This window comes from Aeribacillus sp. FSL K6-2833 (assembly GCF_037965815.1).
Taxonomy (GTDB): Bacteria; Bacillota; Bacilli; order Bacillales; family Aeribacillaceae; genus Aeribacillus; species Aeribacillus composti.
Genome location: NZ_CP150189.1, coordinates 2612600 through 2637731 on the forward strand (window position 1 = coordinate 2612600; position 25132 = coordinate 2637731).

A 25132-nucleotide genomic window follows, 5' to 3' on the forward strand; every position below is an offset into this window, starting at 1 on the left:
CCCTTATTTTTTACACTTTTAAAAGATCTTTAAATGAACTCCCATGGTCAAGGCTTGCAAAATACGGTTTTTTGCCCCCTAATCCTACTAGAGGAACTCCTGTAATATAGGAGGTGACTAATGTTAACGAGCGCAAATCGGTAGGATCTAAATCACTGACTCTGCTTTTTCCGCACGATCTTGCAAAAATTTGCATTTCCATCGTGATCGAATTGATATAATTCTCCACTCTTTCAGCGGCAGCTGTAGGATCTAATCTCGCCATTAACTCAGGATCTTGTGTCGCAATACCGACCGGGCATTTACCCGTATGGCAATGATGGCATGCACCAGGTTCTGTCCCTAAGGCATGGTAGTCTTCTATATAAATTGGCCGCTGGCAATTAAGGGCAATTAACATTGCTGAACCCATATAAACGACATCCGCACCTAGTGCGATGGCTTTCGCTGCATCAGCGCCATTGCTGATTCCGCCGCCGATAATTAGCTTTACTTCGTGCTTCATACCGATATCGTAAAGTGCTTGAGCTGCTTCAACTACAGCGGAAATGGTCGGAATCCCTGTATGATCCAATTGGATTTCCGGTGAGGCAGCGGTTCCTCCTTCCATTCCATCAATGACGACTGCTTCCACCCCAACCTTTGCCGCCAGCTTTACATCATCATAAACGCGTCCGGCCCCAATTTTAATAAAGATCGGCACTTCATAATCAGTCGCTTCCCGAATTTGCTCTACTTTTACCCCTAAATCATCTGGCCCCATCCAATCGGGGTGCCGGCACGGGCTTCGTTGATCGACTCCTGCAGGAAGATCCCGCATTTTTGCCACTTCTTCAGAAACTTTATGTCCAAGAAGCGTTCCGCCCGTACCTGGTTTGGCGCCTTGGCTCACGACAATTTCTACCGCATCGGCTTTTTTCAAATCATAAGGATTTAAACCGTAGCGGCTCGGAAGCAATTGGTAGACCAATTTCTCCGAATATTCACGTTCTATCGGATGCATGCCCCCATCGCCCGTACATGTACTGATGCCGCATCTAGTCGCTGCAATGCCAAGCGCTTTTTTAGAATGAGCATTAATCGCCCCAAAACTCATCCCTGCAATCATGATCGGTGTTTCGAGTACGAGGGGACGTTTCACCTTTCCTTCTCCTATAACAACTTTTGTATCGCATCGCTCCCGATACCCTTCCAGCGGTACCCTTGACAGTCCTGCCGGAGTAAAGACGAGATCGTCAAAGGAAGGTAAGTCCATTCTTTTTGTAGCTTGGCCGCGGATGCGATATCGTCCAATCTGAGCTTTTTCTTGAATTTCTTCAATTTTTTCCGGACTCCACACCTTGCTTTTTCTTATAAGATTTCTTTCCATACGCGAAACTCCTTTTTATTAAAATGATGAAGCAAGCCGTTAGGAACAATTTTTTGAAAAGAGGGCGGCGGTTCTATTTGATAGAAATCAAGCAAACTCTTTATCTCATCTTTTTCCTCTTCCGACACTTCCTCTACCTTTGTTCCATTCCCCAGCTCCGCAATTTTCCCGCCAACATAGATCACTCCATCATACATGGAATCTCCCAGCGCTTTCCCAGCATCTCCACAAATAATCATTTTTCCTTTTTGCATCATAAAACCGGTCATATATCCGGTATTACCGCCAATAATTAAAGTCCCTCCCTTCATGCTGATTCCCGCCCTGGCGCCTGCCTCTCCTTTGACAACTACGATACCGCCTCTCAGCGAAGCTGCACAGGAAGACGCTGCATTTCCATTTACGACAATTTCTCCGCTCATTAAATTTTCACCAACTGCCCAGCCGCAATTCCCGTTTATGGTCGCTGTCACCTTATCACATAAACTCACTGCATAGTAGCCGACATCTCCGTTATAAATGAGATGAATCGGATCTGTTATGCATACTCCAAGGTTATGGCGTGCGAGAGGGTTTTCGATGATGACCTCCTTTATATTATTTTTCGCAAAATCCCGAATCATTTGGTTGATTGAAGTCACCGTTTCACTCTTGCAATCAATTACTATACTTTCTTTCACAGATTCCATACCAATACCTCCTCTGCCCCTGGTTCTCTTACTGGCAAGCTTTCCCCAAAGCCATTTGTAATTGCTAAGCTTTCAGAAGCAAAAGCGATGAAATCATCAGTTTCCGCAAGCACAATCGGCTTCATACTAAAAGGTTCTTTTGCTAAACCGACTGCTGTCGGCGTAACAGCAATATAGCTAAAAGAGCCGTCTAAATCATGAACAGATGCTGTCATTGCTTCTTTTAAGCTGGCTCCTTTCTTCATTTCATCTACTAAATAAACGGCAATCACTTCCGAATCGTTTCCGGTTATAAATTGATAGCCTTTCTTTTCGTAGTATGCTCTCAATTTAATGTAGTTTGTCACATGGCCATTGTGAATAATCGTTAAATCTTTGAAAGAATTGCAGCAGAGCGGCTGCGAATGGGAAATATCGACTTTGCTTTCTGTCGCCATTCTTGTATGGCCTACAGCAACTTGCCCGTCATATACGGAAAGCTTAAATTGCGCATCTAAAAGATGAGCTCCCCCTAAAGATTTCAACACTTCAATCGATTCTCCGATGTTTGCGACTGAAATGTCTTCGTCCAGCTGACTGATTCCTTGAACAATATGTTGGATATCTCCTGAATGGAAAATTTTTGTTCTGACGTAATTGCCATGATCAGATGAATACAGCACATCTGCTTTATCTTTTAAGAAGGAAATGATTTTCTCCCCGTTGCCCCTTGTTTCATAATTCACATCAACATATAAGACGTTCTCTTCCTTTGGATGGAGAATGGCAACTCCTGTTGAATCAGGACCTCTTCGAAACAAACTGTCCAGCATTGCCAATATGACTTCGCCTGTTTTCCTTTTGTGATTTGGATTTTTAAAGATGACACCACTGATCCCGCACATCTTTTTTCCCTCCAGTCGTTGAAAAATTTTTGGAACTTTTTGTGAGAGGTTGTGGTTATATACAATATTCCATAATTTTTTCCCAAAAAAAAGCTCATTTTATCGAATATTGGGAAAATTACAAAAACCATGTTACCTTTTCTCCCATAGGATGGACTTTTTCATCCTTTGGTCATCTGTTTGGTACCCAGCCTAGTTCTTCGGAAATTTCATTTGCGGCTCTGATTGTGGTAGATATTAAACCGGCTAACTCATCTTTCGTAAAACGCGTTTCCGGCCCGGCAACACTTAAAGAGGCGATCACTTTATTTTCCCAAGAGAAAATAGGAGCTGCCACACTGGCGGTTCCTTCTGTTGTTTCCCCGAAAGAAATACAATATCCATGCTTTCGAATTAACATTAAATGTCGGTGAAGATGATCCACGTCTTTTATCCTTCCATTTTTTACAAGATCTTTAATCACTTGGCTTCTTGTTTTCTCTTCCAAGTATGCTAAAATCACTTTTTTCGAAGCACCTACGCATAAAGGAAGACGCATTCCAATCGGTTCGACAATTCTAAGCCAATGCGGCGAATCAACACAATCAATAAACACGCCTTCACATCCTTCCGGTACGGTCAAGTACACACTTTCCTTTGTTTTTTGGGCCAGCTTTTCCATAATTGGTACTGCAGCATTACGAACCGATAGATTGTCTCGTATGGAAAGACCTAATTGAAGCAATGTAAGGCCTAGACGGAATTTTCTCGTTTGTTTGTTTTTATACACAAATCCATACTCTTCTAAACAAGTCAGCAATCGGTGCACCGTTTGAACGGGAATACCGAGCTTTTTACTGATTTCCGTAGTACTCCACTCTTCTTTATTTTCGTTCGGCTGAATAGTTTGCAATAATAAAATCGTTTTCCGAATCACCTCTGACATCTAAACCCCTCCTATGTAAAAAAATTTACATAATGAGAATGGAATGTTTGCTTTTATATTAACGAAATAAAAAATGATACAACGTTGTTTTGTCAGATCGGCCAACATACTTTTTATATTTTTTCCCATATAATGAGATTTTTTACCGGAAGAGGTTGAGGGAGGAATTTAATAAACGAGCAAGTTGAGTTAATTTTTCTCTTCTCCATTTTCTGTGGTTCTCTAGAGGCGAACTGGGGATGTATATCGGATCATGTAACAATTTGCGAATTTATTATCCAAGCAATATACGACAAAATAATCCGTCATTTGGATGCACTTGTTGAAAAAGCGCAAATTGCAGCTGGTTGGCCTTGTATCCTGAAGGTCTCATAAAATGGGGGTGTCTAATAAGTCGTTTTTACGGCTTATTGACGCCCCCTTTAATGTTTTAGAAACGTTGATATATCGATGTTTATGATTTTTGTTTTTAATGGGATTTGATTTTCTGGACAGCCCCATGTCTCTCTCGTGTCGTAATGAAAATACCAGCCAAAACGAATAGTACACCAGCCAGGATGCCCTTAATAGTTCTTCTTTAGTTGAATGGTTTTAGTGTACTCGATTACACTTTCGTGAAAAGTTCGTATTGACAACAAATTCCGCTTAGGATAAGGTCAATCCGTTTCGAAATTCACTTACATATTTAAATTGTCGGTTTTGTATAATATTGTCTTTCAGTTACAAAATGCCTAAATAAATCCAAACCTTCATTATAAAATAAATGCTTTGATAAAAATTGAAACGTTTATCCTTTCTTTGCTTTAAAAAAATCCCCTCCCATGTAGACGGTTAGGAGCATAAAATCATTACATTTAACTGTCTACCTGTTAGGGGAAAATACGAGACCTGCTCAATTTTTAAAAATGGTAACATACTTACCATTTTGGAATATAAAATTAAGCAAACTTATCATAACGTTTTTCAGATGCGGCAGCCCCTTCGGAAATCGATGTAGATGACATCCCCTTTTCTTACCTCTAGTCAAGTATTTTTTATTAAATAATTTGGTTAATATAGATTTTATTTTGGAAGGAAGGGGGACCCCTTCCTTCCAAAATAAATTTTCGCATGACAAATAGACCTCACGATTTCCATTTTTTTCGTCAGGTCTTTGTGATATAATCTTACTTACGATTACTGATGCATTGTTGCCTTTTCGTAATCGTATTTCAGATTATGTGTGATAAGGTGATAAGCCGATTTCAAGAACTTATTCACGCATGCTATGGACGCAACTTTATGAGGTTTCCTCTGGGGTTGCGTTTTTAATTTATCATAATAATCTACAATATGATTTTGTGTGTTTTTCCGTAGTTGGATCATGGTCTGGATCATGTAAAATAGAATCTTTCTAAGTTTGTTATTTCCTCTTTTATTAATCTTGTCTTTATAAAAGGTATTCCCAGATTGATATCTCATAATATCAATACCGACGTAAGCATTCAGTTGTTTATGGTTTTTGAATCGTCGAATATCTCCTAATTCTCCAATTAAACGAACTGCAGTCGTTTCTCCGATTCCTGGAAATGAAATTAAAATCTGATACTCTTGTTTATCTTTCGATAATTTAACCATCTTTTGGACAAGTTGATCTCTTTTCTCCTTCAAGTCTGCAATCCGTTTGGCATAATCCCGCACTTGTTCACAGCGAATATCATCTTTTGAAATTGCTGGATACGCTTCTTTTGCTGCTTCGATTAAAGCGATCCCTTTTTCTTCAGCACGTGCCAATGATAAGTTTTTTCTTGTGTTGGCTTTTAAACGATTACGAATCACTGTTTTTGAACAAACTAACACATGATCCGGATGAGGGTATAATTGAACGACATTCAAAAATAAAGCAGAACGTTTACTGAATAGCTTTTCTAACTCGGGAAAACTCAATTGTAGAATCGCATGTAAACGACTATATAAATGCGTCATTTCACTACTTAATTCATCATAATATCTCGTCATTGCACGCATTTGTTTATAATATTCCCCTTCTTGATAAGTTTGTTCACGTTCAACTCTAAAGTGAGTTTTCGCAAGTTCATGAGCGTCGCTTTTATCTGTTTTTTGTCTCCTCATTGAAGCCATTTGAATATTCGCTTCGAGTGGGTTAACTCGATAATACATATAACCTTGATCACCTAAGAATCGTTCTAGTGGTTTTGAATATACGCCTGTTGCTTCAAAGACAATATCAGGTGCCTGTGCATCTTTTTGTGTTAAAGATATAAGGGTTTCGTTTAATTTCTCGAAAGAGTAGCGGTTATGGGTTATTTCACCCTCATATTCGCATTGACGATAACGGTCATAAATGACCATTGTACTTTTCCCCATACTGACATCAAATGCCACTACGTGTTTCATATTTTCTGCCTCTCCTTTTTAGCCAAACATAGAAGTTCTTCACATTGCCTTATTGATTCCATTTTCTTATACACGGTCTCTTCGGACCCAACATACTAAACTGATTCAAATAAGGATGTGAAGTTGGTCTGTTTTTAATACGGACTCTATTTGGTCCCAGGGGATGTTCGACCTTCCTTCACTTCTACTATAAAAAAATAGTAGCACAAACCTTGGCCTAGGTCTGTACTACTAATGTTAGTATGTTTTTCGTTTGCCATACCTTTTAGTTATGTCTCTTTTCATTCTGGCAATAGTCATAATTTCAAATTTGTCGCCGTCATCCAATTGACGGAGGATTTCGATTAGTTCCTGCTCTTCTGGTGAAAGTTCGTTTTTGTCATTTTGTTGATCGATCATTTCGTTTTCACTAACTTTTATAGATGGATCGGCAAAAAGAGCAGCTGAAGCTTTAAATAGATTCATTAGTGCTTCAGGATCTAAGCTGACCGAACTGTTTTCGCCTATCAAACATTTTATGGTCAAATCCTGAAATCTTTTAAACAATGGAGATTTTTTAATTTTATCGTCTTCAACTGAAGCACGGTCAGTCATTTCTTGTAAACAAGAATCTGACGTAAATTTATCATTAGTTTCAGAAATCGGAACACTAGTCAAATAAGCCTCGCCGTATAGCAAGTAATCATTACTCACTCCTAAAACTCTGCTTATTAATGATAGATTCTCAGCAGAAACTGAAACTGCTCCTCTTTCAATTTTGCTTAGTGCGCTATTCGTAATACCAGTAGCTTTTGCCATTTCCTCAAGTGTCAAACCTTTTTCTTTACGAATTCGTCTTACCCGACTGCCCAATTCCTTTTTGAAATCGCTCATTTTCTGTCAACCTCTCTATAATCTTCCTAAAAGAAACATTTTTAGTCCTAAAGGAAAATTTTGTTGATTTTCGTCTTATAGGAATATATAATGTAATCAAAAGTGGTAACCGATTACCTTGTCAAACAAAAATAAAGTGTAAATAGATGTAAAAGTTCGACAATCTGCGTAAGTTTCCTAGTCCATTGGTCCAAAAGAACCGTCATAGGTCATTTCATGAAGGTTACCGATGGACTATATATCCGTTTGAATAATCAGCGCGCTCTATATTAATCATCACAACCGCTTTTGCAGCCTTGAAACTGAACTAGCAGTTGAATCATTGCAGCAACAATATCATGCAATCCAATGATTGGAATGAGCAAGCTGTTGTTCCGGTGCAGATGCTTTGGATGAAACAGGTACAGCGTGCTGACTGAAAAATGCAGCATATCAAATGTTCTTTATGCCCGGAAAGCCTTCTGATTATTGATCTTAACAATGAAAGAAATAGACGAGCTCAATCAAAGGCTGCTATACCCATTCGAAGTCATCAAGCAGAGTTTTGCTATCTAAAATAATTCTTTGAGTTGTTGTATAAATACATTCAAATTCATACATAAACTGTTGAATCATATGTCCTTTAAAAATTGCCAATTTGAGGTATCGAGAAAACAACTTGTTCCCAACTACATCAATCAGTTGAAGATATACAAATGGAAATGCTTCACTGTTTTTTAATACCATCTGCATTAAATTCTCCGAAATATAGATAGTCTCTAAATAGAGCTAGTACTGGCATGAATTGAGGAACTTGGTTCTTTTATTTGTCCACAGTTTGGTTTTACAACATGATGAGCAGGCTTAATCTCCTGAACAATCTGGTCGATATGAAGCTTTAAGGATGATAAAAGCTCCTGCTGCGTTTCTCCGTCCTCGTTATACATGAAAATCTTTCGGAGATAGCACCAGGACATAGTTAATCAGCAATAGATTTTTGAATCAACATCTCATAACGAATTCTAATCCTCAATATAGTTATGACTCCCTTTCATTCTACCAAAATTCGGCATAGGGAAACAGAATGATCATAGAAAGGAGTGATTTAAATGGCGGTTCGCAAACAACGCATCACTCCGTTAGGGTGGAAAATCAAGCGGCGCTTGGCAGAACTGGAAATGACCCATAAGGAGTTTTGCGAGCAGCATAAAATCCCGTTAAGCCGCCTTTCTGAAATTATTTCAGGAACACGTCAAAACCGAAAATATCGCGACAAAATTTTAAGAGAGTTGGAAATCGAAGAGGAGGGTCAACCCCATGCCGAACAAGTGCAGCATGTCGGTTGAAACGTAAGCGTCAAATAAAACCCACATTCCGATCATAGGTCATCCGTGTGATAATCTTCTTAGAATGATTCGGGAGGTTTTGCAATGACCCTAAAAGAAAAAAGAATAGAATGGAAAGCACGATATGATGCCTGGAAAAAGAGTGGACAGAGTATAGCGGAGTGGTGCCGGGATCAAGGAATCAAAACCCACCAAATGTACTATTGGGTGAGGCAGTTCTCCCGCGGTGGCAGTTGCACTGAAACGCCTGTCCAGACGCAGTGGCTGGCTGTTCAGGTAGAAGAAGCCTTGCCCTCTTCAGGTCAAGGTCCGATCTTTTTACACGTTGATGCGATCTCCGTTGAAGTACGGCCCGGTGCCAATCTGGATCTATTAACCGATGTGATTCGGGTGCTGCAACACCAATGTTGATGAATTCCCCGTTTGAACGTGTCTATCTGGCGCGTGGCAGTACGGATCTTCGCAAATCGATTGACGGACTGGCCGCTATTGTACAGGAATGCTTTGAACTCGATCCCTTTTCTCCGTGCTTATTCGTGTTTTGTAACCGGAAACGGGACAAGTTAAAGATTCTTCAATGGGAACATAACGGCTTCTGGCTTCATTATCGCCGTCTGGAAAAAGGGACGTTCCACTGGCCGTCGGAGAATGATACAGCGCCCATGTCTATCAGTTCACGCCAGCTGCGCTGGCTGCTGGACGGCTTGCCAATCGAACAAAAGCAAGCGCATCAGGAAGTGAAGGCACGCATCCTTCTATAAAACAAATAAATAAAAAAAGAATTCGATACTAGGCAAGTTGGATTCTTTTCCGTATACTGGACATATGGAAAAATCAGCGCAGACTTCAAAAGGCACAATTGAATATTACAAAGCGCTCAACGAAAAGCTCCAAATGGAAAAGGAAGAGTTGGAAGCGAAATTAAAATGGTATGAGGAACAATTCCGCCTCAGCCAGCAACGCCTATTCGGAGCTTCCAGCGAGAAGACCCATCCGGACCAGCTCTCCCTTTTCAACGAAGCCGAGTCCACGGCTGATCCAGCTATGGAAGAGCCCACCGTTGAGACGATGACATATAGACGCAAGAAACAACACGGCCAACGCAAACGCATGCTTGAAAACCTGCCTACAGAGACGATCGAATACCGTTTGTCTGATGAGGAACAGGTCTGTTCGTGCTGTGGCGGTGCTATGCATGAAATGAGCACAGAAGTACGCAAGGAATTGAAAGTTATTCCTGCCCAAGTGAAAGTAGTCGAACATGTGCGTCATGTATATAGCTGCCGTCACTGTGAGCGTCATGAACTGAACACACCTATTGTGACAGCGAAGATGCCGGAACCTGTTTTCCCTGGAAGCCTAGCGTCTCCGTCGTCAATGGCTTATACCATGACACAAAAATACGTAGAAGGTATGCCCCTGTATCGCCAGGAGAAACAACTGGAACGCTTTGGCGTGTCCATACCTCGGCAAACGCTGGCCAATTGGACCATTTATGGGGCTCAAACTTGGCTTAGCCTCATTTACGATGAGATGCATGAGCACCTCCTACAGAAGGATCGTCTGCATGCGGATGAGACAACCTTGCAGGTCCTGTCTGAACCGGACCGGCCAGCGATGTCGACTTCCTACATATGGCTTTATCGTACCGGTCGCGGGGATACACCAATCGTCTTATACGATTACCAGCAAACCCGTGCAGGCAAGCACCCACGCCGTTTTTTGGACGGCTTCCGGGGATATTTGCATGTGGACGGGTATGCGGGTTATAACGTCCTCCCCGATGTGAAATTGGTCGGGTGCTGGGCCCATGCCCGCCGCAAATTCACAGAAGCCCTGCAGGCACTGCCTGAATCGGCGAGCACTTCCACCGTCAAAGCAAAGGAAGGTCTGGCCTATTGCAATAAACTTTTTGAAATTGAGCGCAAGCTTAAAGATGCAAGTCCAGAGGAGCGCTATCAAGCACGGCTGGAGCACAGCAAACCCGTGCTTGAGGCTTTTTTGTCATGGCTTAAAGAGCAAATGCCGCGCGTACTGCCAAAAAGCGCACTTGGCAAAGCGATCAAGTATTGTCGTAACCAATGGGAGCGGTTGGAGGCATTTTTAGAGGACGGCCGTTTGGAGATCGATAATAATCGCGGGGAACGGTCAATTAAACCTTTTGTGATCGGTCGCAAAAACTGGCTCTTCAGTAATACGTCAAAAGGAGCAAGGTCCAGTGCGATCATCTATAGTGTTGTGGAGACAGCCAAGGAAAACGAGTTGGATCCATTCAACTACCTTAGCTATCTGTTTCAAGAGCTTCCCAATATAGATACGACAGATAAAACAAAATTAGCTGAATTCCTGCCATGGTCACCGACGCTTCCGCAGGAATGCCGTGTTCCTAAAAAATCTAAATAAAGCATACATGAAATCCCCATCTGAATACAGGTGGGGATTACTTTACGCTTACGTTGAAACTGAACAATATATAACAAATTAAGCAGAAAAAAAATTCATTTGGCACGATGGTTAAAATCGTGGAAACTGTTATTTCTGCTCTAGCCGCTCAATATCGTTTCACTGCCATCCGTACTCGCAGCGTGAACAGGTGCATAAAGAAGCTAAATGATATTTAATTGCCTTATACAGCTAGTTAGATAATAGGGTTGGTTATCCAAAATCATCCCAACATTTTTGGAACGGATGATGTAAAATATTTTCAAAAATGTTATGTATTGTTGTATTTTCGGGATTTTTTCGTATTGGCACATGCTTACATGTTGTAACGGGGTGAAATATAGGTGATTTTCAAAAGAACAAAGCAAGAAAATTCGTATTTTAATTTTGATCACGGGAAAGGCAATATAAGTATCACGAAAGGCAGTGAAATTGAAAGGCAAATCTTAATGATCGACCTAACAGAAAAAGATTTACAGATTATTAATGCTATACAGCCATTCGTAATAGAAAAAATTGATTTAATTGCTGATGATTTTATAAGAACTTGGAAAAAGAACCATCGCTTTTAAAAATTATTAATGATAACAGTTCGATAGAAAAATTAAAAAAGACGCTTAGACAACATATTGTTGAAATGTTTAACGGAAGAATAGATGCAGCTTTCACCGACAAAAGAATTAAAATTGCACATATGCATGTAAGGATAGGTCTTCAAACGAAATGGTATATGTGTGCATTTCAGGATCTATTTTTAGCACTTATGGATATTATCCAACAAAATATGATGAATAAGGAAGATTGCTTTCTTGCCATAAGAGCGGTCTCTAAAATTATAAACTTAGAACAACAATTGGTATTAGAGGCGTATGATACTGAATCAATAAGATTAAAGGAAGCAATTGCAATAGAGGAACAAAAAAGGTCAGTTCGTAAAAATGTTGCAAAAGCATCTCAAAATCTGGCTGCAATCTCGGAGCAGACAAATGCTTCTTTCCAGCAATTAATCGCGCAATCAAACGAAATCGTTTCCCTTGCAAAAAACGGAACTAGTCTATCTCTATCCGCACAAGAACGTGCCGAAAAAGGAAAAGAACATATGCATCAACAGACATTAAACATGTCGAACATTTATAGTGCCGTTGATAATATATCAAATGATGTCCATTTATTATTGGAAATATCAAATAAAATGCAAGAAATCGTCGGCATTGTTACTGGAATTGCTGACAAAACCAACTTATTATCGCTTAATGCTGCCATAGAAGCTGCAAGAGCAGGTGAATCTGGCCGCGGTTTTGCTGTTGTAGCTGAAGAAGTCCGTAAATTGGCCGAACAAACTAAGAATTCAGTTTCAAAAGTATCTTCTCTCATTCAAAATACCCAAAAACAAGTAGAGGATCTTACAAAGTCGCTTGAAAAAATAAAAACAGAAGTGAATAACGGCCATCAAAACATGCAAGAAACAGAGAAACACTTTGAGCAAATTTTGGACACAATGGCTAAAACAATGGATCAAAACAATAAAATCGAGACGGAATTGATATCGTTTGTAAATGTGGTAAATGAATTAGGAAAAGCGTTTGAAGAAGTGTCCCTCTCTGCAGATCAATTAACGATGATTACAAAAGAAATGAACTAATATTTCGAAGAGAGAGTTGGAAAATTGCCCAATCGACTACTTAAGAGATGCTGTAATTATACTGTGTCTCCCCCTTTGTAAAAGAGTTCTCACCTGTTGCATCGAAGCATGAGAAGCTGGGAAAAAACATGCATACTATACAAGAACCGGGAGATGTTCTGTTGGTACGTGTCTCGGTTCTTTTTTATTTGCAAAATAAGTCTGCTTATGCAGTTAATGAAGCGATTTAAAAGGTCGGAAGCATTCAACTATTCGGATGCGGTCATTCACACATTTTAACAGATGAAGTACTTTAAAGCGTGCGGATCAATCCATATCGAATCACCAATACGTTATGAAGGTGCGCTTCGTTCGCCAACGTTGGATTTAATAGTTGATGTGCGAATTTTTGTAGATCTGTTGCGAAAAACACAGTTTAAAAACTCTCAAACTCTTGATAAAAAGGTTTTAAGATTTTTTTCAATATTTCCATAAAAATATATAAAAATCAACGTTTAAATATGGAATTTTTTACACTAATTCCCTTATAATCAAAATGATAGCAGCTACTAAGCAATATGAAAGAATATTAGAGCAGCTCCAATTAGAACAAGCTGACAAATATACCATTTTATTTAATGGAGGATTTATGATGTATGGTCAATAAAAAGAAGCTTGCGTTTTTCTCCCTGTTATTTTTTATAGCCTTCACAATTATAGGGGACGCATATATTTATTATTTAGATGGAAAAGTATTTGAAAGTGATTTTAAGTATACAACAGATGTGAAAAGTGAGAAGTTAAATCGAGAGTACATACAAGATTTAGACCGACTGAGCAAAGAACTAAATTTAAAAATATATGTCGTATCATCAACCGTTAATTCTAGTAATTCTGCTACCTATACGATCTATTCTACAGAGGAACATAAAAATTATTTTAAAAAAAGAATATTAGTAAAGAATGATCATTCTATATTTAAATCGTTAATTAGCGGCAAGAGAGAAATTATATTTAAACCCTTTAGCGATATTACTGAGATAAAAAAAGAAGAATACTTTTATGTTTTTGGCACTAAAAAAAGCGTGGAAAAATTGCGTTCTGAAACAATTGATAAATACGGAATGAGCAAACCCGAAGAAAACCGCTATCAAAATGATGCAATATTTATGATTATTTCGGCTTGGACCTTCGTGTTTTTCATTATATTCTTATATACCATTTTTGAGGTGAATAGCCTAAAAAAGGAAGTTTTAATTAAATATTTTAATGGGTCTGATAAGAAAAGTATAATTGTTCCCTTGATGATTACAAATTCAGTAACTATTATTAGCAGTGCTTTTATTGGTATGTTACTAGCGATTTTTATAACTGAATCATCTAAGTTTCTATTAATATCAGTTCTCATGTTGTTTGTTATCGTACTTTCTACAAATATTCTCTATCTTATGCTTCGCAATTTGGATATTAAGAAAACATTTGTAAGAAGCTATTACACATTAGGATATAAAATATTAGCCTTTTTTATATTGTTTATCATAACTGTAACCTTAATCTTAACTTTAACCTTCAATCTGAAGACGATTTACGATGCTATATTAACAATTAACCAGAGGGATCATTGGGAAGAATATTATGATTACGATAATGTCCTCTTTTTATTAAAAAACTATACCGAAACTACGAACTTTGAAACAGAAAGAGAATATGCAGTTAAATTTTATAATGATTATCTCGATAAATACCGAATTCATTTATCATTTGATTTTTCAAACAATGGCGGTATTTCGTCAAGTATGGTGAATGTAAATGAGTCTATAGTGTATTTGAATAAATATGCGAAAAAGGAAATTAAAGATTTAGGAATTGATTTAAATAAACTGAAAGAGGACAGATATTATCTCATTTCTAGATATACAGATGCGGAATTAAAAGAAAAAGGTATATTTGATCCATCAACACCTAATGAAATTACCAACTTGTTACAAAATGATGACGGGATTTTTGAAACAATAACTATTAAAAATCCTTACACATTATTAATACATGATATTAATATGGCAAATTTAGCTGATAATTATAAGAAAAATCCTATCATTATTTTTGATACCCATAGTAAATTACCTAGTAATGAAATGGGTTTCTATGTCTTTAATTCATTAGTTAAATTTAACAATGACAATAATTTTGAAGCTTTTATTAAAAAAATTGGCTATGAAGATGAAATTTTCTATAAAAATAACATAAAAGATTTATATTTAGAAAAACGTGCTGAAAAAATATTAGTTTTATTAATCAATATCATTTTAAGCATTATGTTGTTAATCTTATTTAATATTTCTTTATCTACCATTTTAAAAATGGATTTTAATTCTAGAGCCATTGAAATAGCACTTCATAAAGTATTCGGAAAAACTTTTTTTCAAAGGTATAAAGGTGTATTCAGATTGTTAATTGGTGCCTTCATTTTAGGTGTGGGAATTGCCTTAGCGGGAAAAATTATGTTCTATCATTTCTCTTTCCTTTATATTTTTTTCGCAAGTACAATTGTGCTGATAAATACTATTGTCATTCTTTCACTGTTTATAAATAAATTTGAACAGATAAGCATATCCCGCGTATTAAAAGGGGGTATATAAAATGCTGGAAATCAAAAATATAACGAAAAAATTCGGGGATCGTGTTCTATTCGAGGATTTCTCTTGTTCTATCAAGCAAGGTGAATTTGTCGTATTCAGCGGAAAGAGCGGCAGCGGGAAAACGACGCTTTTAAATATAATAGGAGGGATTGAAAAGGTAGATGCAGGGAAAGTATTTATCGACGGCTTAGATCTTTCGAAAAACGATGATATTCTTAAGGCATATAGAGAGAAGCTCGGATTTCTTTTTCAAAACTTTGCATTAGTAGAAAATAAGACTGTCGAAGAAAACATTCTGATGATCGACAAGAAATATAGAAACAATACCACTGTTTCAGCAGTATTAGAAAAAGTTGGATTGAATGGTTACGAAAAAAGAAAAATATATACTTTGTCCGGTGGAGAACAGCAAAGAGTAGCCATTGCGCGTCTGTTTATGAAAAAATGCAGTATTATATTGGCAGATGAACCGACAGGAAGCTTGGATAAATATAACGCCAGTCTAGTGATGGAACATGTAAAAGAACTTAATAAATTAGGAAAGACCATTATATTGGTTACACATGATGAGGAATTAAAAAAGATGGGAGATGTTATCATTGAATTATAAAAAAGTTTTTTTAAAAATAATGATTGGAATTGTTGGCATATTTGCTTTATATTTTGGCATCCACACTTATGCCAATGGCCAATTGGTGAAAACATATGCGAAAGGATTCGAACAAAACCCATTAGGTGATTATGCGAAAAACGAATCAGATATGGTTCTTATAGTATATGAAGCCCCCCTTTTCCAGACATATACCAATTTATCAGTGCTGGCTCGAGGAAGCGATCATTAACATGTATCAAAGTGGCATGAGTACGCGTGAAATTAGCAAGTTTATTGAACGAATTCTAGGAAATGCCTACTCCCCAACAACGATTAGTCATATCACGGATGTGGTAAAGGAAGACATTGTAAAAAGGTGAAACAAAAATAAGAATAGTGATAGGATATGATGGTAAGATATGGACAGCATTTCCAGTAAAATAACTTTTGAATACAATTTTGTAGTTGATAATGGAATTATTTCAAATAAAGATAAACGTGATGTTCCTACCATATTAGCGGTAGAAGCTACACTTACAATAAAAATCAATAATGAGTTATACTTTGAAACAGAACTTGCTATTTTAGAATTCTATAAAGCATTATACGAATGGAAAAACAGAGTCACAGATGAATATATTCCAGAATTCCATTATTATACGATTGAATATGACGATTATGAAGATGGTGCTATTCTGTCTTTAATTCCATTTTCAAATAAAGCAAGAGTGAAATCTATTTGGGCAGAGCAAGATTTGTACAATGTTTTTGATTTAGACTATATCGTAAGGGAATTTATTCAATTAGAGCAAAATCTAAAACGAGATATAGAAAATTACTTTGGAATCGAATTGAAAAAATTCATAAAACATATCCCTTTGATGAAAGGTCCTTATTCGGATGATTATTAGCAAATAAAAGAGAGACTTGAATTAAACAAGTCTCTCTTGCTCTTTTCAAGAAAATATTAATATTAATAATTAATGAATTTTTCGGTTTGTTTTTTTAACTTCATTTCTTTTGCTAATTAATCCTGTCCCGCAACAGAACCAGCAAGTTTCTAATTGAAATCCTAATATTCCTGTTCCATCACAAGCTTTACATCATTCTTTATTATCTTCTGTCATATGTTTTCCTCTCCTTCTACCGAAAAATGTTTCAATGCAAACCGTTTAATATACCGCCCGTCTTTTTCTTTGTAACCAAAGAAGTCATCCACTTCCCTCGCCCAAACTTTATCTGTTCCATAATTAGCTTCGGATTGGTAAATGACATGCGGTAAATCAGAGTCGATAAGCCAAACACCATTATGAAAATATAGCGGTATGTCCCTATCGTTTTCATAATAACGAGCTGTTCCTTTAGGTACTAAACAACTCTGGTCTTCAACTTCGTTTAAAGGTAAAGCAATGCATTTGAACTGATAATCGTTTCCTTTATAATGTGTGTAAATATCGTTTCGAATCATATGAAGTCTCCTTTCTACACTATCTCTTGTTCTATCAAGCAAGGTGAATTTGTCGTATTCAGCGGAAAGAGCGGCAGCGGGAAAACGACGCTTTTAAATATAATAGGAGGGATTGAAAAGGTAGATGCAGGGAAAGTATTTATCGACGGCTTAGATCTTTCGAAAAACGATGATATTCTTAAGGCATATAGAGAGAAGCTCGGATTTCTTTTTCAAAACTTTGCATTAGTAGAAAATAAGACTGTCGAAGAAAACATTCTGATGATCGACAAGAAATATAGAAACAATACCACTGTCTCAGCAGCATTAGAAAAAGTTGGATTGAATGGTTACGAAAAAAGAAAAATATATACTTTGTCCGGTGGAGAACAGCAAAGAGTAGCCATTGCGCGTCTGTTTATGAAAAAATGCAGTATTATATTGGCAGATGAACCGACAGGAAGCTTGGATAAATATAACGCCAGTCTAGTGATGGAACATGTAAAAGAACTTAATAGATTAGGAAAGACCATTATATTGGTTACACATGATGAGGAATTAAAAAAGATGGGAGATGTTATCATTGAATTATAAAAAAGTTTTTTTAAAAATAATGATTGGAATTGTTGGCATATTTGCTTTATATTTTGGCATCCACACTTATGCCAATGGCCAATTGGTGAAAACATATGCGAAAGGATTCGAACAAAACCCATTAGGTGATTATGCGAAAAACGAATCAGATATGGTTCTTACAGTATATGAAGCTCCCCTTTTCCAGACATATACCAATTTATCAGTAAGTAATAGCAAAGAAAAAGTGGATTTAATTGTTTGGGTTCCTCTTTTTTATAGTAAAGAATTATCATATGGTCTTATTGTAATAGATGATGAAAATAACGCAACTTATCAAATTGAAGTAAATAACCATCTCGAAACAGATGATGAAAAATATAAACATATTCTTCAAAAAAAGCAAAATGCTATTAACGAAATAAAATCCGTGGCAAAAAAAGAATGGGGTTTAAACTTTTAAAATGAAAAAGAGAACTAGCTCACAAAACATGAACTAGCACCTATTAAAAGTAGCCCTTATGCGTTTTTGTTCAGAAAATAAGATCTGCTGGTGCAAACATCGGGGCAGCCTTTTAAAAAAGGTTTCTCAGACTTTTTTATTGATCTTTTGTGAGTTCTGCTCACGTTTGACCGAACCATGTCGTTTAAAACAGGCAGACAGCCTTTGTTCGTTGTCTGCCTTGATACATGCTTAATTTTCAGATAAGGATGCTGCTTCTGCTCTGACAAGCCCTTTTGAAATTTTTCCGGACGGAGTGGTCGGCAGTTCATCTTTAATCACTAAATATTCTGGAAACTTATACTTTGCAAATCCTTGTTCCTGCAAATATTCTTTAATTTCCTCCAGATCAATCGTTTCATTTTCTCGCAAAGAGACGAAGGCGCAGCCCCGTTCGCCTAGACGAGGATCCGGAACACTGACGATTGCCACTTGTTTGATTTTCGGATGCATTTGCAATGCTTCTTCAATTTCTGAGGCATGATATTTCAATCCGCCGCGGTTAATCGTATCTTTCGTCCGTCCGACGAAATGGAGGTAACCTTTTTCATCAAGCCAGCCTTGATCCCCTGTTAAAAAATAGCCGTCTTCCGTAAACGACTGGGCGGTTACTTGCGGATTTTTATAATATTCAATAAATAAGCTTTCTCCTTTAAAAGCGATTTCTCCTATTTCGCCCGTCGGAAGCGGTTTGTGCCGCTCATCTACAATGATGACTTCCCCGACCGGTGCCGCTCTGCCAACTGTTTCCCATGTTAATGAAGCTTCATCGCCCGGACGAGTAAAGGTTCCTGCACAAATTTCGCTCATGCCCCACTGAGCAGCTACATCGCAGTTTAATGTAGCCCTAAGATCTTGAACCATTTTCGCCGGTATTTTTGTTCCTCCAGTTAAAATAAGCCGAGGATTTAAACCGCTTACATTTTGCTGTTCGCACTGTCTTAATAAGTCAATTAAATGTGCGGGTGCAGCAGTAAAAAAAGATACTTGTTCTTTTTTCAATAAGTCGATAATTTCATTTGATTTATATTCTCGATAAAGTAAATGCTTCGCTCCATATCGAAGGCTAATGATAATCATCGGCAGTGAAAACATGTGGCATAATGGAGTTAAGCATAAAATGGTATCATTGTCCGTTATTTGATACTCCTTGCCATTTAGCAGATGGCACGGAACAAATGTCCGGAATGTATGAAGAACTCCTTTCGGATTGGACTCAGTACCTGATGTAAATAATATGATGCACGGATCATCAAAAGCCGGTAAGTTTTCATGTATGTCTTGATCAGAAACGGAATCAGGTTCTGAATCAAGCAAAGCTGTGATACTTATGCTGCGGTCATTCTTCTTTTCCCCTGCCACCAAAACATGCTGTAAATGAGGAAGCTGAGCCTTCAATTCATGAGCAAGTTGTTCATGATTGAATCCCTTCCAATTGTCAATTGTGACAAACGCTTTCGCTTCACAATGTGAAAGCATATATTGCAGCTCTTTTTTCCGGTAGTTTGGACTGAGCGGATTAAACACTAACCCAATTCTCGATGCAGCAAGATGTACGACAACAAACTCCCAGCAATTGGGCAGCTGTGCAGAGATGGCATCGCCTTTCTTCAAACCTAGCTGTATAAAATGCCTCGCCAATCTTAATGACAATTGATTCAAATTTTCAAAAGTATAGAAATTGTCCCCTTCTGCAAAAGCAACACGGTCTTTAAATTTTTTTGCCGATTCTTCAATCAATTCATGAATCAGCACATTTTCAGTCATCCGGTTTGCTGCCATTCAAATCCCTCCCATCAAAAGTAGACGGAAAACCGCCTTCTTACATAAATGGCGGTTTTCCAATTGAGTTTGTCAAAAACAACCTTTGCCTTCAGCTTAAAATTAAGACAAAAGGATGTTTTTGACATGTTCAGGAACAGGCACTGCTTTTGGCCGATCTTCTGCGACAGATGTCCATGCTCTCACTTCATGGCCTTCTGCTACAACTTGATCCCCTTTTTTAAACGTATGCTTGATTTTGAAAACTTTGTTGTTAACTTCTACTACTTCAGAATGGACAGCTACCTCATCATCATAAAGAAGAGGTGATTTAAACTGGCAAAATGCTTCCAAAAGCGGTGTAATGATCTTTTCATCCGATTGCAGCTTCGCCACAGGAAAGCCTGCGGAGCGCAACAATTCATGCGAGGCTTGATCCATCCACCGGTAAAAATTCGGGTAAAACACGATGCCAGCAGCGTCTGTATCTCCCCACACTACTCTAAACGTATAAATATTTTTCATGTTTCCACCTTCTAATTCTCATCTGCAAATTTCACGTTTACGGAAAATTCCCCCACACTTCCAACTTGAATGCGGACGACATCTCCATCACGGATCGGTCCGACACCTTCAGGAGTTCCGGTTGCGATAATATCCCCAGGGTTTAATGTCGAATAAGTCGAGGCGACTTCCAAACATTTGTAGCAATCATAAATTAAATGCTTCGTGCTTCCGTCCTGGCGCAATTCTTCATTGACCCAGAGCTTCAATGAAAGATCATTTGGATTTTCAATCTCATCAGCCGTCACGATCCATGGACCGATCGGTGTGAATGTATCAAATGATTTTCTCCATGTTCTCTCTTCATTTCCCCGGATGGAAATGTCCAATAAGGCGAAATAGCCGAAAATATAATCTTTTGCATCTTCATATTTAACATTTTTCGCTTTTTTGCCGATGACATATCCGAGTTCTGCTTCATGATCTGTTCTTCTGTCTTTAAATGGAAGCAAAATCGGATCGGACGGACCTGAAACAGATGACGGAGCTTTTAAGAACAGCGCAAGTTCTTCAATCGTTCTCGGAGCGTTGTTAAATTGTTTGTTCATCTCCTCTTGGTGTTTTTTATAGTTAACAGGAGCAGCCCATATTTTGCTTGGTGAAGGGACAGGCGCTCTAAAAACTACTTCTTCAAGATCGTACTGTTTTCCTTCTTGAGCTGCCTTTTCCAGTGTATCTTTTAATGAATCAAAATTTTCCATCAGCCTTACTAATGATTCATGCGGCTTTGTTTGATCCCAGTCAGCGGTAGTTGTTACATCTGAAACTTTTTGGCCTGCTACGATTCCTAATCGATTATCATTAAAAATGGCAATTTTCATAGGCACACTCCTCACTTAAATCGCTTCTGCACAATTTTTAATCTATTTACGGGCCTGGAGTAAATACTTTTTCAATTTTTTGATGTCCTTCCGGATGGGCCTCTTCATATTCTAATCCAAGAATGTCCATAACCGGCTTATCATTGAATGAGAACAAATAGGCGTCCTCCGATCCTTCATTGACATGCTCATGCCAGCTCCACGGCGGCAGAATGAAGAAGTCTCCTCTTTCCCATTCAAATTTTTGTCCGTTAATGACTGTATATCCTTTTCCTTCAAGAACATGGTAAATGGCGCTGTGCACATGGCGATGCGCTTTCGTATGCTGGTTCGGCAGCAATCTTTGCATCATCGAACCGATTCTTTCATCTGCCGATCCTCCTGTTGTCGGATTGATGTATTCAATCGCATAGCCATCATACGGATCTTCGTTTTCCTTTGGCGATTTACTCATTTGCTCTAAAACATATTTTGCGCGCTCCCATTTGTAGCCAATAATAGGAGACGGATACCCAGGCTTTTCTTTTTTGCCTTTCGGGACGAACGCACCTTTTGCAAATTTTTCAGTTGAATAATTTTCAAGCGGCTGTTCAGGGTAAAATCCATTTTCATAAGGTTCGAAGAAAGAAGCAGCCAAATTTTTCACAAGTCCTACATCCAAACCGTCCAGCCAAATCATCGGTTCAGTTCCTTCATGTTTATGTTCATGCCATGTCCATGCAGGAGTAAGAATCATATCTCCCCGTTCCATGTACACTTTTTCCCCATTCACAGCTGTATAAGCTCCAGAACCTTCAATAATAAAACGGATCGCTCCTTGAGAATGGTGGTGCGAAGGAGCAAATTCTCCCGGCAGCAATAGCTGGATTCCGGCATACAACGTATGTGTCCCATATCCGACTAATCCATGTTTTAATAGATTAGGATTTTGCAAATAAACAACGCGCCGCTCAGCATCTTTTCCAGGTTCTAAAATTTCTCCCGCCTTCATAACATAATCGCGGATCGTTTTCCACTTCCATAAATATGGCTCCACATCATGAACAGGCTCTTTCGTCACCATGTGTCCTAAATCATACCATAGCGGACCTAAATAACTATTTTTCATCCCATCGTAATATTCTTTTAATTCTGTGTCCGTGATGACTTCTTTTTTGCTCATAGGAAACCCTCCCGAAAAATAAAATTGATCCAAAACTAATGATCATGTATGCGTTTCCACCAATCCTAAAAAAATAAAATTTTTTATTTGTTCCTGATATAGGGAACTTAATTACTTAATTCGATATTAAAAAATAAAATTAATATTGTCAATAGTCAGAATTTATTTTCTAAAAACTGGGCGGATACCTCACTCAGCAGTGCCCGTGCATTCTTTCCTCATTTCAATTCATCTGCTTAATATTTGTCATCACGCTAAAAAAAGGCTTACAGAAAGTTTCGTTCTATTAAACTTTCATGCAAGCCTCATTTGTTTTGATTATAATCTTTTCCAAATTTCTTCTCTGACCGATACTTTCCATCAACGCCAGCTTCTGCATATGACCTGCATAATGTGATGGATGCTTGATAGTTGTCATAATATGAGACGGCTCGAAATTTAGATTTTCCTCTCCCCCTTTGCTAAATGATTCGTAAAAAGCGCTTTTTATCTTGTGAATGAACCTCATACACGACAAATAGTAGGAATGGTTTTTTCCTTCAATTTGTGCAAACTGTTTAGCAGTTTCAAGAAAAACCGATATTCCTCGCTGCATCTATTTTTCTGCACAAAGGAAAATGCATCTTTAAAGAAAAACTCTCTAATACTTCCAGCTTTTTGTCTTTCCAACAAACAAAAACAAACCCGCTCTTTCTTGAATACGGGTTTGTTCCAAAATCAAACGTTTATCGAAATGTCCAGAAATCTTTGAAGCTAGAGCTAATGGGCAATTATTTGATTATATTCGGAAGCCAAAGAACCATCTGCGGCCAATAAGTAATGATGAACAATGCAATAATGGACACGACCAAAAATGGCAAAATGGCTTTCGTTAAGGCTTCCAGCTTGACATTTCCCAACGAAGAAGCAAGGTAAAGCCCCGCTCCAACTGGAGGTGTAAGGAGACCAATTGTTAAATTTATACAAATAATTACTCCGAAATGAATTGGATCAATTCCATAGTTTGCAATGATTGGCGTAAATATCGGTACAAGTATAATCAATGCAGCGATTCCGTCCATAAACATTCCTACAATTAATAGAAAAATATTAACTAATAGAAGAAACAGGAACGGATTTTCAGTTAAAGAAGTCATCCAGGATGCAATTGTTTGAGGAATTCTCTCAAATGAAAGCATCCAACCAAATAAATTTGCCATTGCGATGAGCATAGTAATGATAGCACTTGAAATAGCTGTATTAATCATAATAGTTGGAAGATCTTTAATTTTCAGTTCTTTATAAATAAAAAAACCGACAACTAACGCTACAACACATGCAAACGCTGCTGATTCCGTAGGAGTAAAAACACCGCTTAAAATACCGACAATAATTATAAACGGTACTAACAGTGCAGGAATCACATTCAAGAAAGATTGGAACATGACGGATATTTTAGCGCGTTCATGCGTCTGCCACTTCTGCTTGTAGCCTGTGTATGCAATTAGTAATATAAAGGCAATCCCCAATAAAATTCCAGGCATAATTCCTGCCAAAAACATTGAACCGATCGATGCTCCTGACGAAACGCCATAGATAATAAACAGCATGCTTGGCGGAATAATGGGACCTAAAAGACCTGCGGCTGCTGTCGTGGAGGCGCTAAATTCCCTTGAATATCCTTCCTTTTCCATTGAAGGCACCATAATTTTGCTCATCATAGCAATTTGAGCTGTAGCTGACCCTATAATGGATGCAAGCAGCATATTCGAAACGACATTCACATATGCCAATCCACCTTTAAAATGCCCAACAAGAGTCGTAGCAAAGCGAATTAAACGCTTTGTTATGCCGCCGGAATTCATTAACTCCCCTGCCATCATAAACAGCGGAATCGCAAGTAGACCGTAACTTTCAAGGCCTGAATATAACCGTTGGGGCGCTGTTGATAACAAACCCGTATTTCCAGTTAACAATATATAGAGAATCGTCGTGATTCCAAGTACAAAAGCAATCGGTACTTGTAAAAGGAGGAGAATAATAAAGATTAACAGTGCGATAGTCATATTACAATGCCTCCTTTTTGCCTTGGAAATTTTTTAAAATCAAATCGAGCGTATGAATGCTAATAAAGAAAAAACTAACAGGTACGCTCAAATATGGAATAATCATCGGCAATTGCATCGAATTGGAGCGTTGAATCATTATATTAGATGATGACAGCCACATGACAGATAAATAGAAAATATACAAGGCGAAAAGAAGGACGGAAAGCAAACTGATGCCAATCAAAACTTTTTTTGTTTTTCCATTCATTTTATCCATAAAAAGAGTAACGGCAGCAGAGTTCTGCCGTTTAATACTCATGCTTCCCCCAATAAAAGTTAACCATGCTAATGAAAAAATGGCGGTTTCGTCTGACCAGTTTAAAGGAGAGCTTAAGAAATAGCGATAGAAAACACCTAAAGATAATGAAATGAGCATAAAAATGCATAAAATGATCGCCAAAATTTTTTCAATACTGTGTAAGATTTCACTCAGGCTATGGATAAACTTCATAAAAACTC

Annotated in this window: 26 protein-coding genes and 1 pseudogene; 13 read left to right on the forward strand and 14 right to left on the reverse strand. The window is 37.9% G+C overall.

What is annotated here, in order from left to right:
• Window positions 1-10: 10 nt before the first annotated feature.
• The 7 genes from NSQ94_RS12685 to NSQ94_RS12715 form a co-directional block, all read right to left on the reverse strand.
• On the reverse strand, window positions 11-1369 hold the full coding sequence (locus NSQ94_RS12685) for an FMN-binding glutamate synthase family protein (RefSeq protein ID WP_063389442.1): 1359 nt from the start codon (window positions 1367-1369) through the stop codon (window positions 11-13).
• Entirely contained in the window at window positions 1351-2058 is a 708-nt protein-coding gene (locus NSQ94_RS12690; RefSeq protein WP_063389443.1) for a hypothetical protein, read from the reverse strand. Before NSQ94_RS12690 ends, NSQ94_RS12685 begins: the two co-directional genes overlap by 19 nt.
• Complete coding sequence (locus NSQ94_RS12695) at window positions 2046-2942, reverse strand: class II glutamine amidotransferase (protein ID WP_063389444.1); 897 nt, start codon at window positions 2940-2942, stop codon at window positions 2046-2048. The genes NSQ94_RS12690 and NSQ94_RS12695 overlap by 13 nt, the downstream gene beginning before the upstream one ends.
• Window positions 2943-3114: 172 nt before the next feature.
• Complete coding sequence (locus NSQ94_RS12700) at window positions 3115-3867, reverse strand: IclR family transcriptional regulator (protein WP_063389445.1); 753 nt, start codon at window positions 3865-3867, stop codon at window positions 3115-3117.
• Window positions 3868-5043: 1176 nt separating this feature from the next.
• On the reverse strand, window positions 5044-6264 hold the full coding sequence (locus tag NSQ94_RS12705) for an IS110 family transposase (protein ID WP_063388609.1): 1221 nt from the start codon (window positions 6262-6264) through the stop codon (window positions 5044-5046).
• 237 nt (window positions 6265-6501) lie between these two features.
• Complete coding sequence (locus NSQ94_RS12710; RefSeq protein WP_066252019.1) at window positions 6502-7137, reverse strand: helix-turn-helix transcriptional regulator; 636 nt, start codon at window positions 7135-7137, stop codon at window positions 6502-6504.
• Between the two features lie 269 nt (window positions 7138-7406).
• A complete protein-coding gene (locus NSQ94_RS12715) occupies window positions 7407-7568 on the reverse strand; it encodes a hypothetical protein (protein WP_161939838.1) in 162 nt (53 codons plus the stop codon).
• 657 nt (window positions 7569-8225) lie between these two features.
• Between NSQ94_RS12715 and NSQ94_RS12720 the strand changes: the two genes are divergently transcribed.
• The 11 genes and pseudogenes from NSQ94_RS12720 (at window position 8226) to NSQ94_RS12770 (ending at window position 16667) form a co-directional block, all read left to right on the forward strand.
• Entirely contained in the window at window positions 8226-8462 is a 237-nt protein-coding gene (locus NSQ94_RS12720) for a hypothetical protein (RefSeq protein ID WP_063389449.1), read from the forward strand.
• A gap of 84 nt (window positions 8463-8546) precedes the next feature.
• A complete protein-coding gene (locus tag NSQ94_RS12725) occupies window positions 8547-8873 on the forward strand; it encodes a transposase (RefSeq protein WP_066252076.1) in 327 nt (108 codons plus the stop codon).
• Window positions 8873-9223 (forward strand): IS66 family insertion sequence element accessory protein TnpB, encoded by a 351-nt coding sequence (tnpB, locus tag NSQ94_RS12730; RefSeq protein ID WP_339230705.1) that lies wholly within the window; start codon window positions 8873-8875, stop codon window positions 9221-9223. Before NSQ94_RS12725 ends, tnpB begins: the two co-directional genes overlap by 1 nt.
• A gap of 133 nt (window positions 9224-9356) precedes the next feature.
• Window positions 9357-10865: an IS66 family transposase gene (locus tag NSQ94_RS12735; RefSeq protein WP_261308811.1), complete on the forward strand. Its 1509-nt coding sequence runs from the start codon at window positions 9357-9359 to the stop codon at window positions 10863-10865.
• 383 nt (window positions 10866-11248) lie between these two features.
• The gene (locus tag NSQ94_RS12740) at window positions 11249-11476 is read left to right on the forward strand and encodes a hypothetical protein (RefSeq protein ID WP_339229269.1); all 228 of its coding nucleotides are present in this window, start codon (window positions 11249-11251) and stop codon (window positions 11474-11476) included.
• Window positions 11452-12546, forward strand: a complete 1095-nt coding sequence (locus NSQ94_RS12745) for a globin-coupled sensor protein (protein WP_339229271.1) — start codon at window positions 11452-11454, stop codon at window positions 12544-12546. Before NSQ94_RS12740 ends, NSQ94_RS12745 begins: the two co-directional genes overlap by 25 nt.
• A gap of 635 nt (window positions 12547-13181) precedes the next feature.
• A complete protein-coding gene (locus NSQ94_RS12750; RefSeq protein WP_094245461.1) occupies window positions 13182-15164 on the forward strand; it encodes a hypothetical protein in 1983 nt (660 codons plus the stop codon).
• Window position 15165: 1 nt separating this feature from the next.
• A complete protein-coding gene (locus tag NSQ94_RS12755) occupies window positions 15166-15774 on the forward strand; it encodes an ATP-binding cassette domain-containing protein (protein WP_144598572.1) in 609 nt (202 codons plus the stop codon).
• Window positions 15764-16006: a hypothetical protein gene (locus NSQ94_RS12760; protein ID WP_199757359.1), complete on the forward strand. Its 243-nt coding sequence runs from the start codon at window positions 15764-15766 to the stop codon at window positions 16004-16006. The genes NSQ94_RS12755 and NSQ94_RS12760 overlap by 11 nt, the downstream gene beginning before the upstream one ends.
• A pseudogene (locus tag NSQ94_RS12765) lies at window positions 15978-16130 on the forward strand (transposase); the annotation flags it as partial. The gene NSQ94_RS12760 and the pseudogene NSQ94_RS12765, both read left to right, overlap by 29 nt.
• A 45-nt stretch (window positions 16131-16175) precedes the next feature.
• Complete coding sequence (locus tag NSQ94_RS12770; protein ID WP_144598573.1) at window positions 16176-16667, forward strand: hypothetical protein; 492 nt, start codon at window positions 16176-16178, stop codon at window positions 16665-16667.
• A gap of 212 nt (window positions 16668-16879) precedes the next feature.
• Here the strand turns inward: NSQ94_RS12770 and NSQ94_RS12775 are convergent, their stop codons facing one another.
• Window positions 16880-17224: a DUF1653 domain-containing protein gene (locus NSQ94_RS12775; RefSeq protein WP_311067100.1), complete on the reverse strand. Its 345-nt coding sequence runs from the start codon at window positions 17222-17224 to the stop codon at window positions 16880-16882.
• Between NSQ94_RS12775 and NSQ94_RS12780 the strand changes: the two genes are divergently transcribed.
• Together NSQ94_RS12780 and NSQ94_RS12785 are read left to right on the forward strand one after the other, a co-directional pair.
• Window positions 17225-17797 carry an ATP-binding cassette domain-containing protein gene (locus NSQ94_RS12780; protein ID WP_339229274.1) on the forward strand — a complete coding sequence of 191 codons (573 nt, stop codon included), beginning with the start codon at window positions 17225-17227 and terminating at the stop codon, window positions 17795-17797.
• Window positions 17787-18239: a hypothetical protein gene (locus NSQ94_RS12785; protein ID WP_094245456.1), complete on the forward strand. Its 453-nt coding sequence runs from the start codon at window positions 17787-17789 to the stop codon at window positions 18237-18239. Before NSQ94_RS12780 ends, NSQ94_RS12785 begins: the two co-directional genes overlap by 11 nt.
• 231 nt (window positions 18240-18470) lie before the next feature.
• Here NSQ94_RS12785 and NSQ94_RS12790 read toward each other — a convergent pair whose 3' ends face one another.
• From NSQ94_RS12790 to NSQ94_RS12815, 6 genes are all read right to left on the reverse strand, one after another.
• The gene (locus NSQ94_RS12790; RefSeq protein WP_339229276.1) at window positions 18471-20060 is read right to left on the reverse strand and encodes a class I adenylate-forming enzyme family protein; all 1590 of its coding nucleotides are present in this window, start codon (window positions 20058-20060) and stop codon (window positions 18471-18473) included.
• A 102-nt stretch (window positions 20061-20162) separates the two neighbouring features.
• Window positions 20163-20564 (reverse strand): thioesterase family protein, encoded by a 402-nt coding sequence (locus NSQ94_RS12795; protein ID WP_063386378.1) that lies wholly within the window; start codon window positions 20562-20564, stop codon window positions 20163-20165.
• Window positions 20565-20575: 11 nt separating this feature from the next.
• The gene (locus NSQ94_RS12800) at window positions 20576-21424 is read right to left on the reverse strand and encodes a fumarylacetoacetate hydrolase family protein (RefSeq protein ID WP_063386379.1); all 849 of its coding nucleotides are present in this window, start codon (window positions 21422-21424) and stop codon (window positions 20576-20578) included.
• A gap of 46 nt (window positions 21425-21470) precedes the next feature.
• Complete coding sequence (locus NSQ94_RS12805; RefSeq protein ID WP_063386380.1) at window positions 21471-22586, reverse strand: cupin domain-containing protein; 1116 nt, start codon at window positions 22584-22586, stop codon at window positions 21471-21473.
• 770 nt (window positions 22587-23356) lie between these two features.
• A complete protein-coding gene (locus NSQ94_RS12810; protein ID WP_063386382.1) occupies window positions 23357-24631 on the reverse strand; it encodes a TRAP transporter large permease in 1275 nt (424 codons plus the stop codon).
• A gap of 1 nt (window position 24632) precedes the next feature.
• Window positions 24633-25124, reverse strand: coding sequence for a TRAP transporter small permease (locus NSQ94_RS12815; RefSeq protein WP_063386383.1), 492 nt, complete (start codon window positions 25122-25124; stop codon window positions 24633-24635).
• Between the last annotated feature and the right edge of the window lie 8 nt (window positions 25125-25132).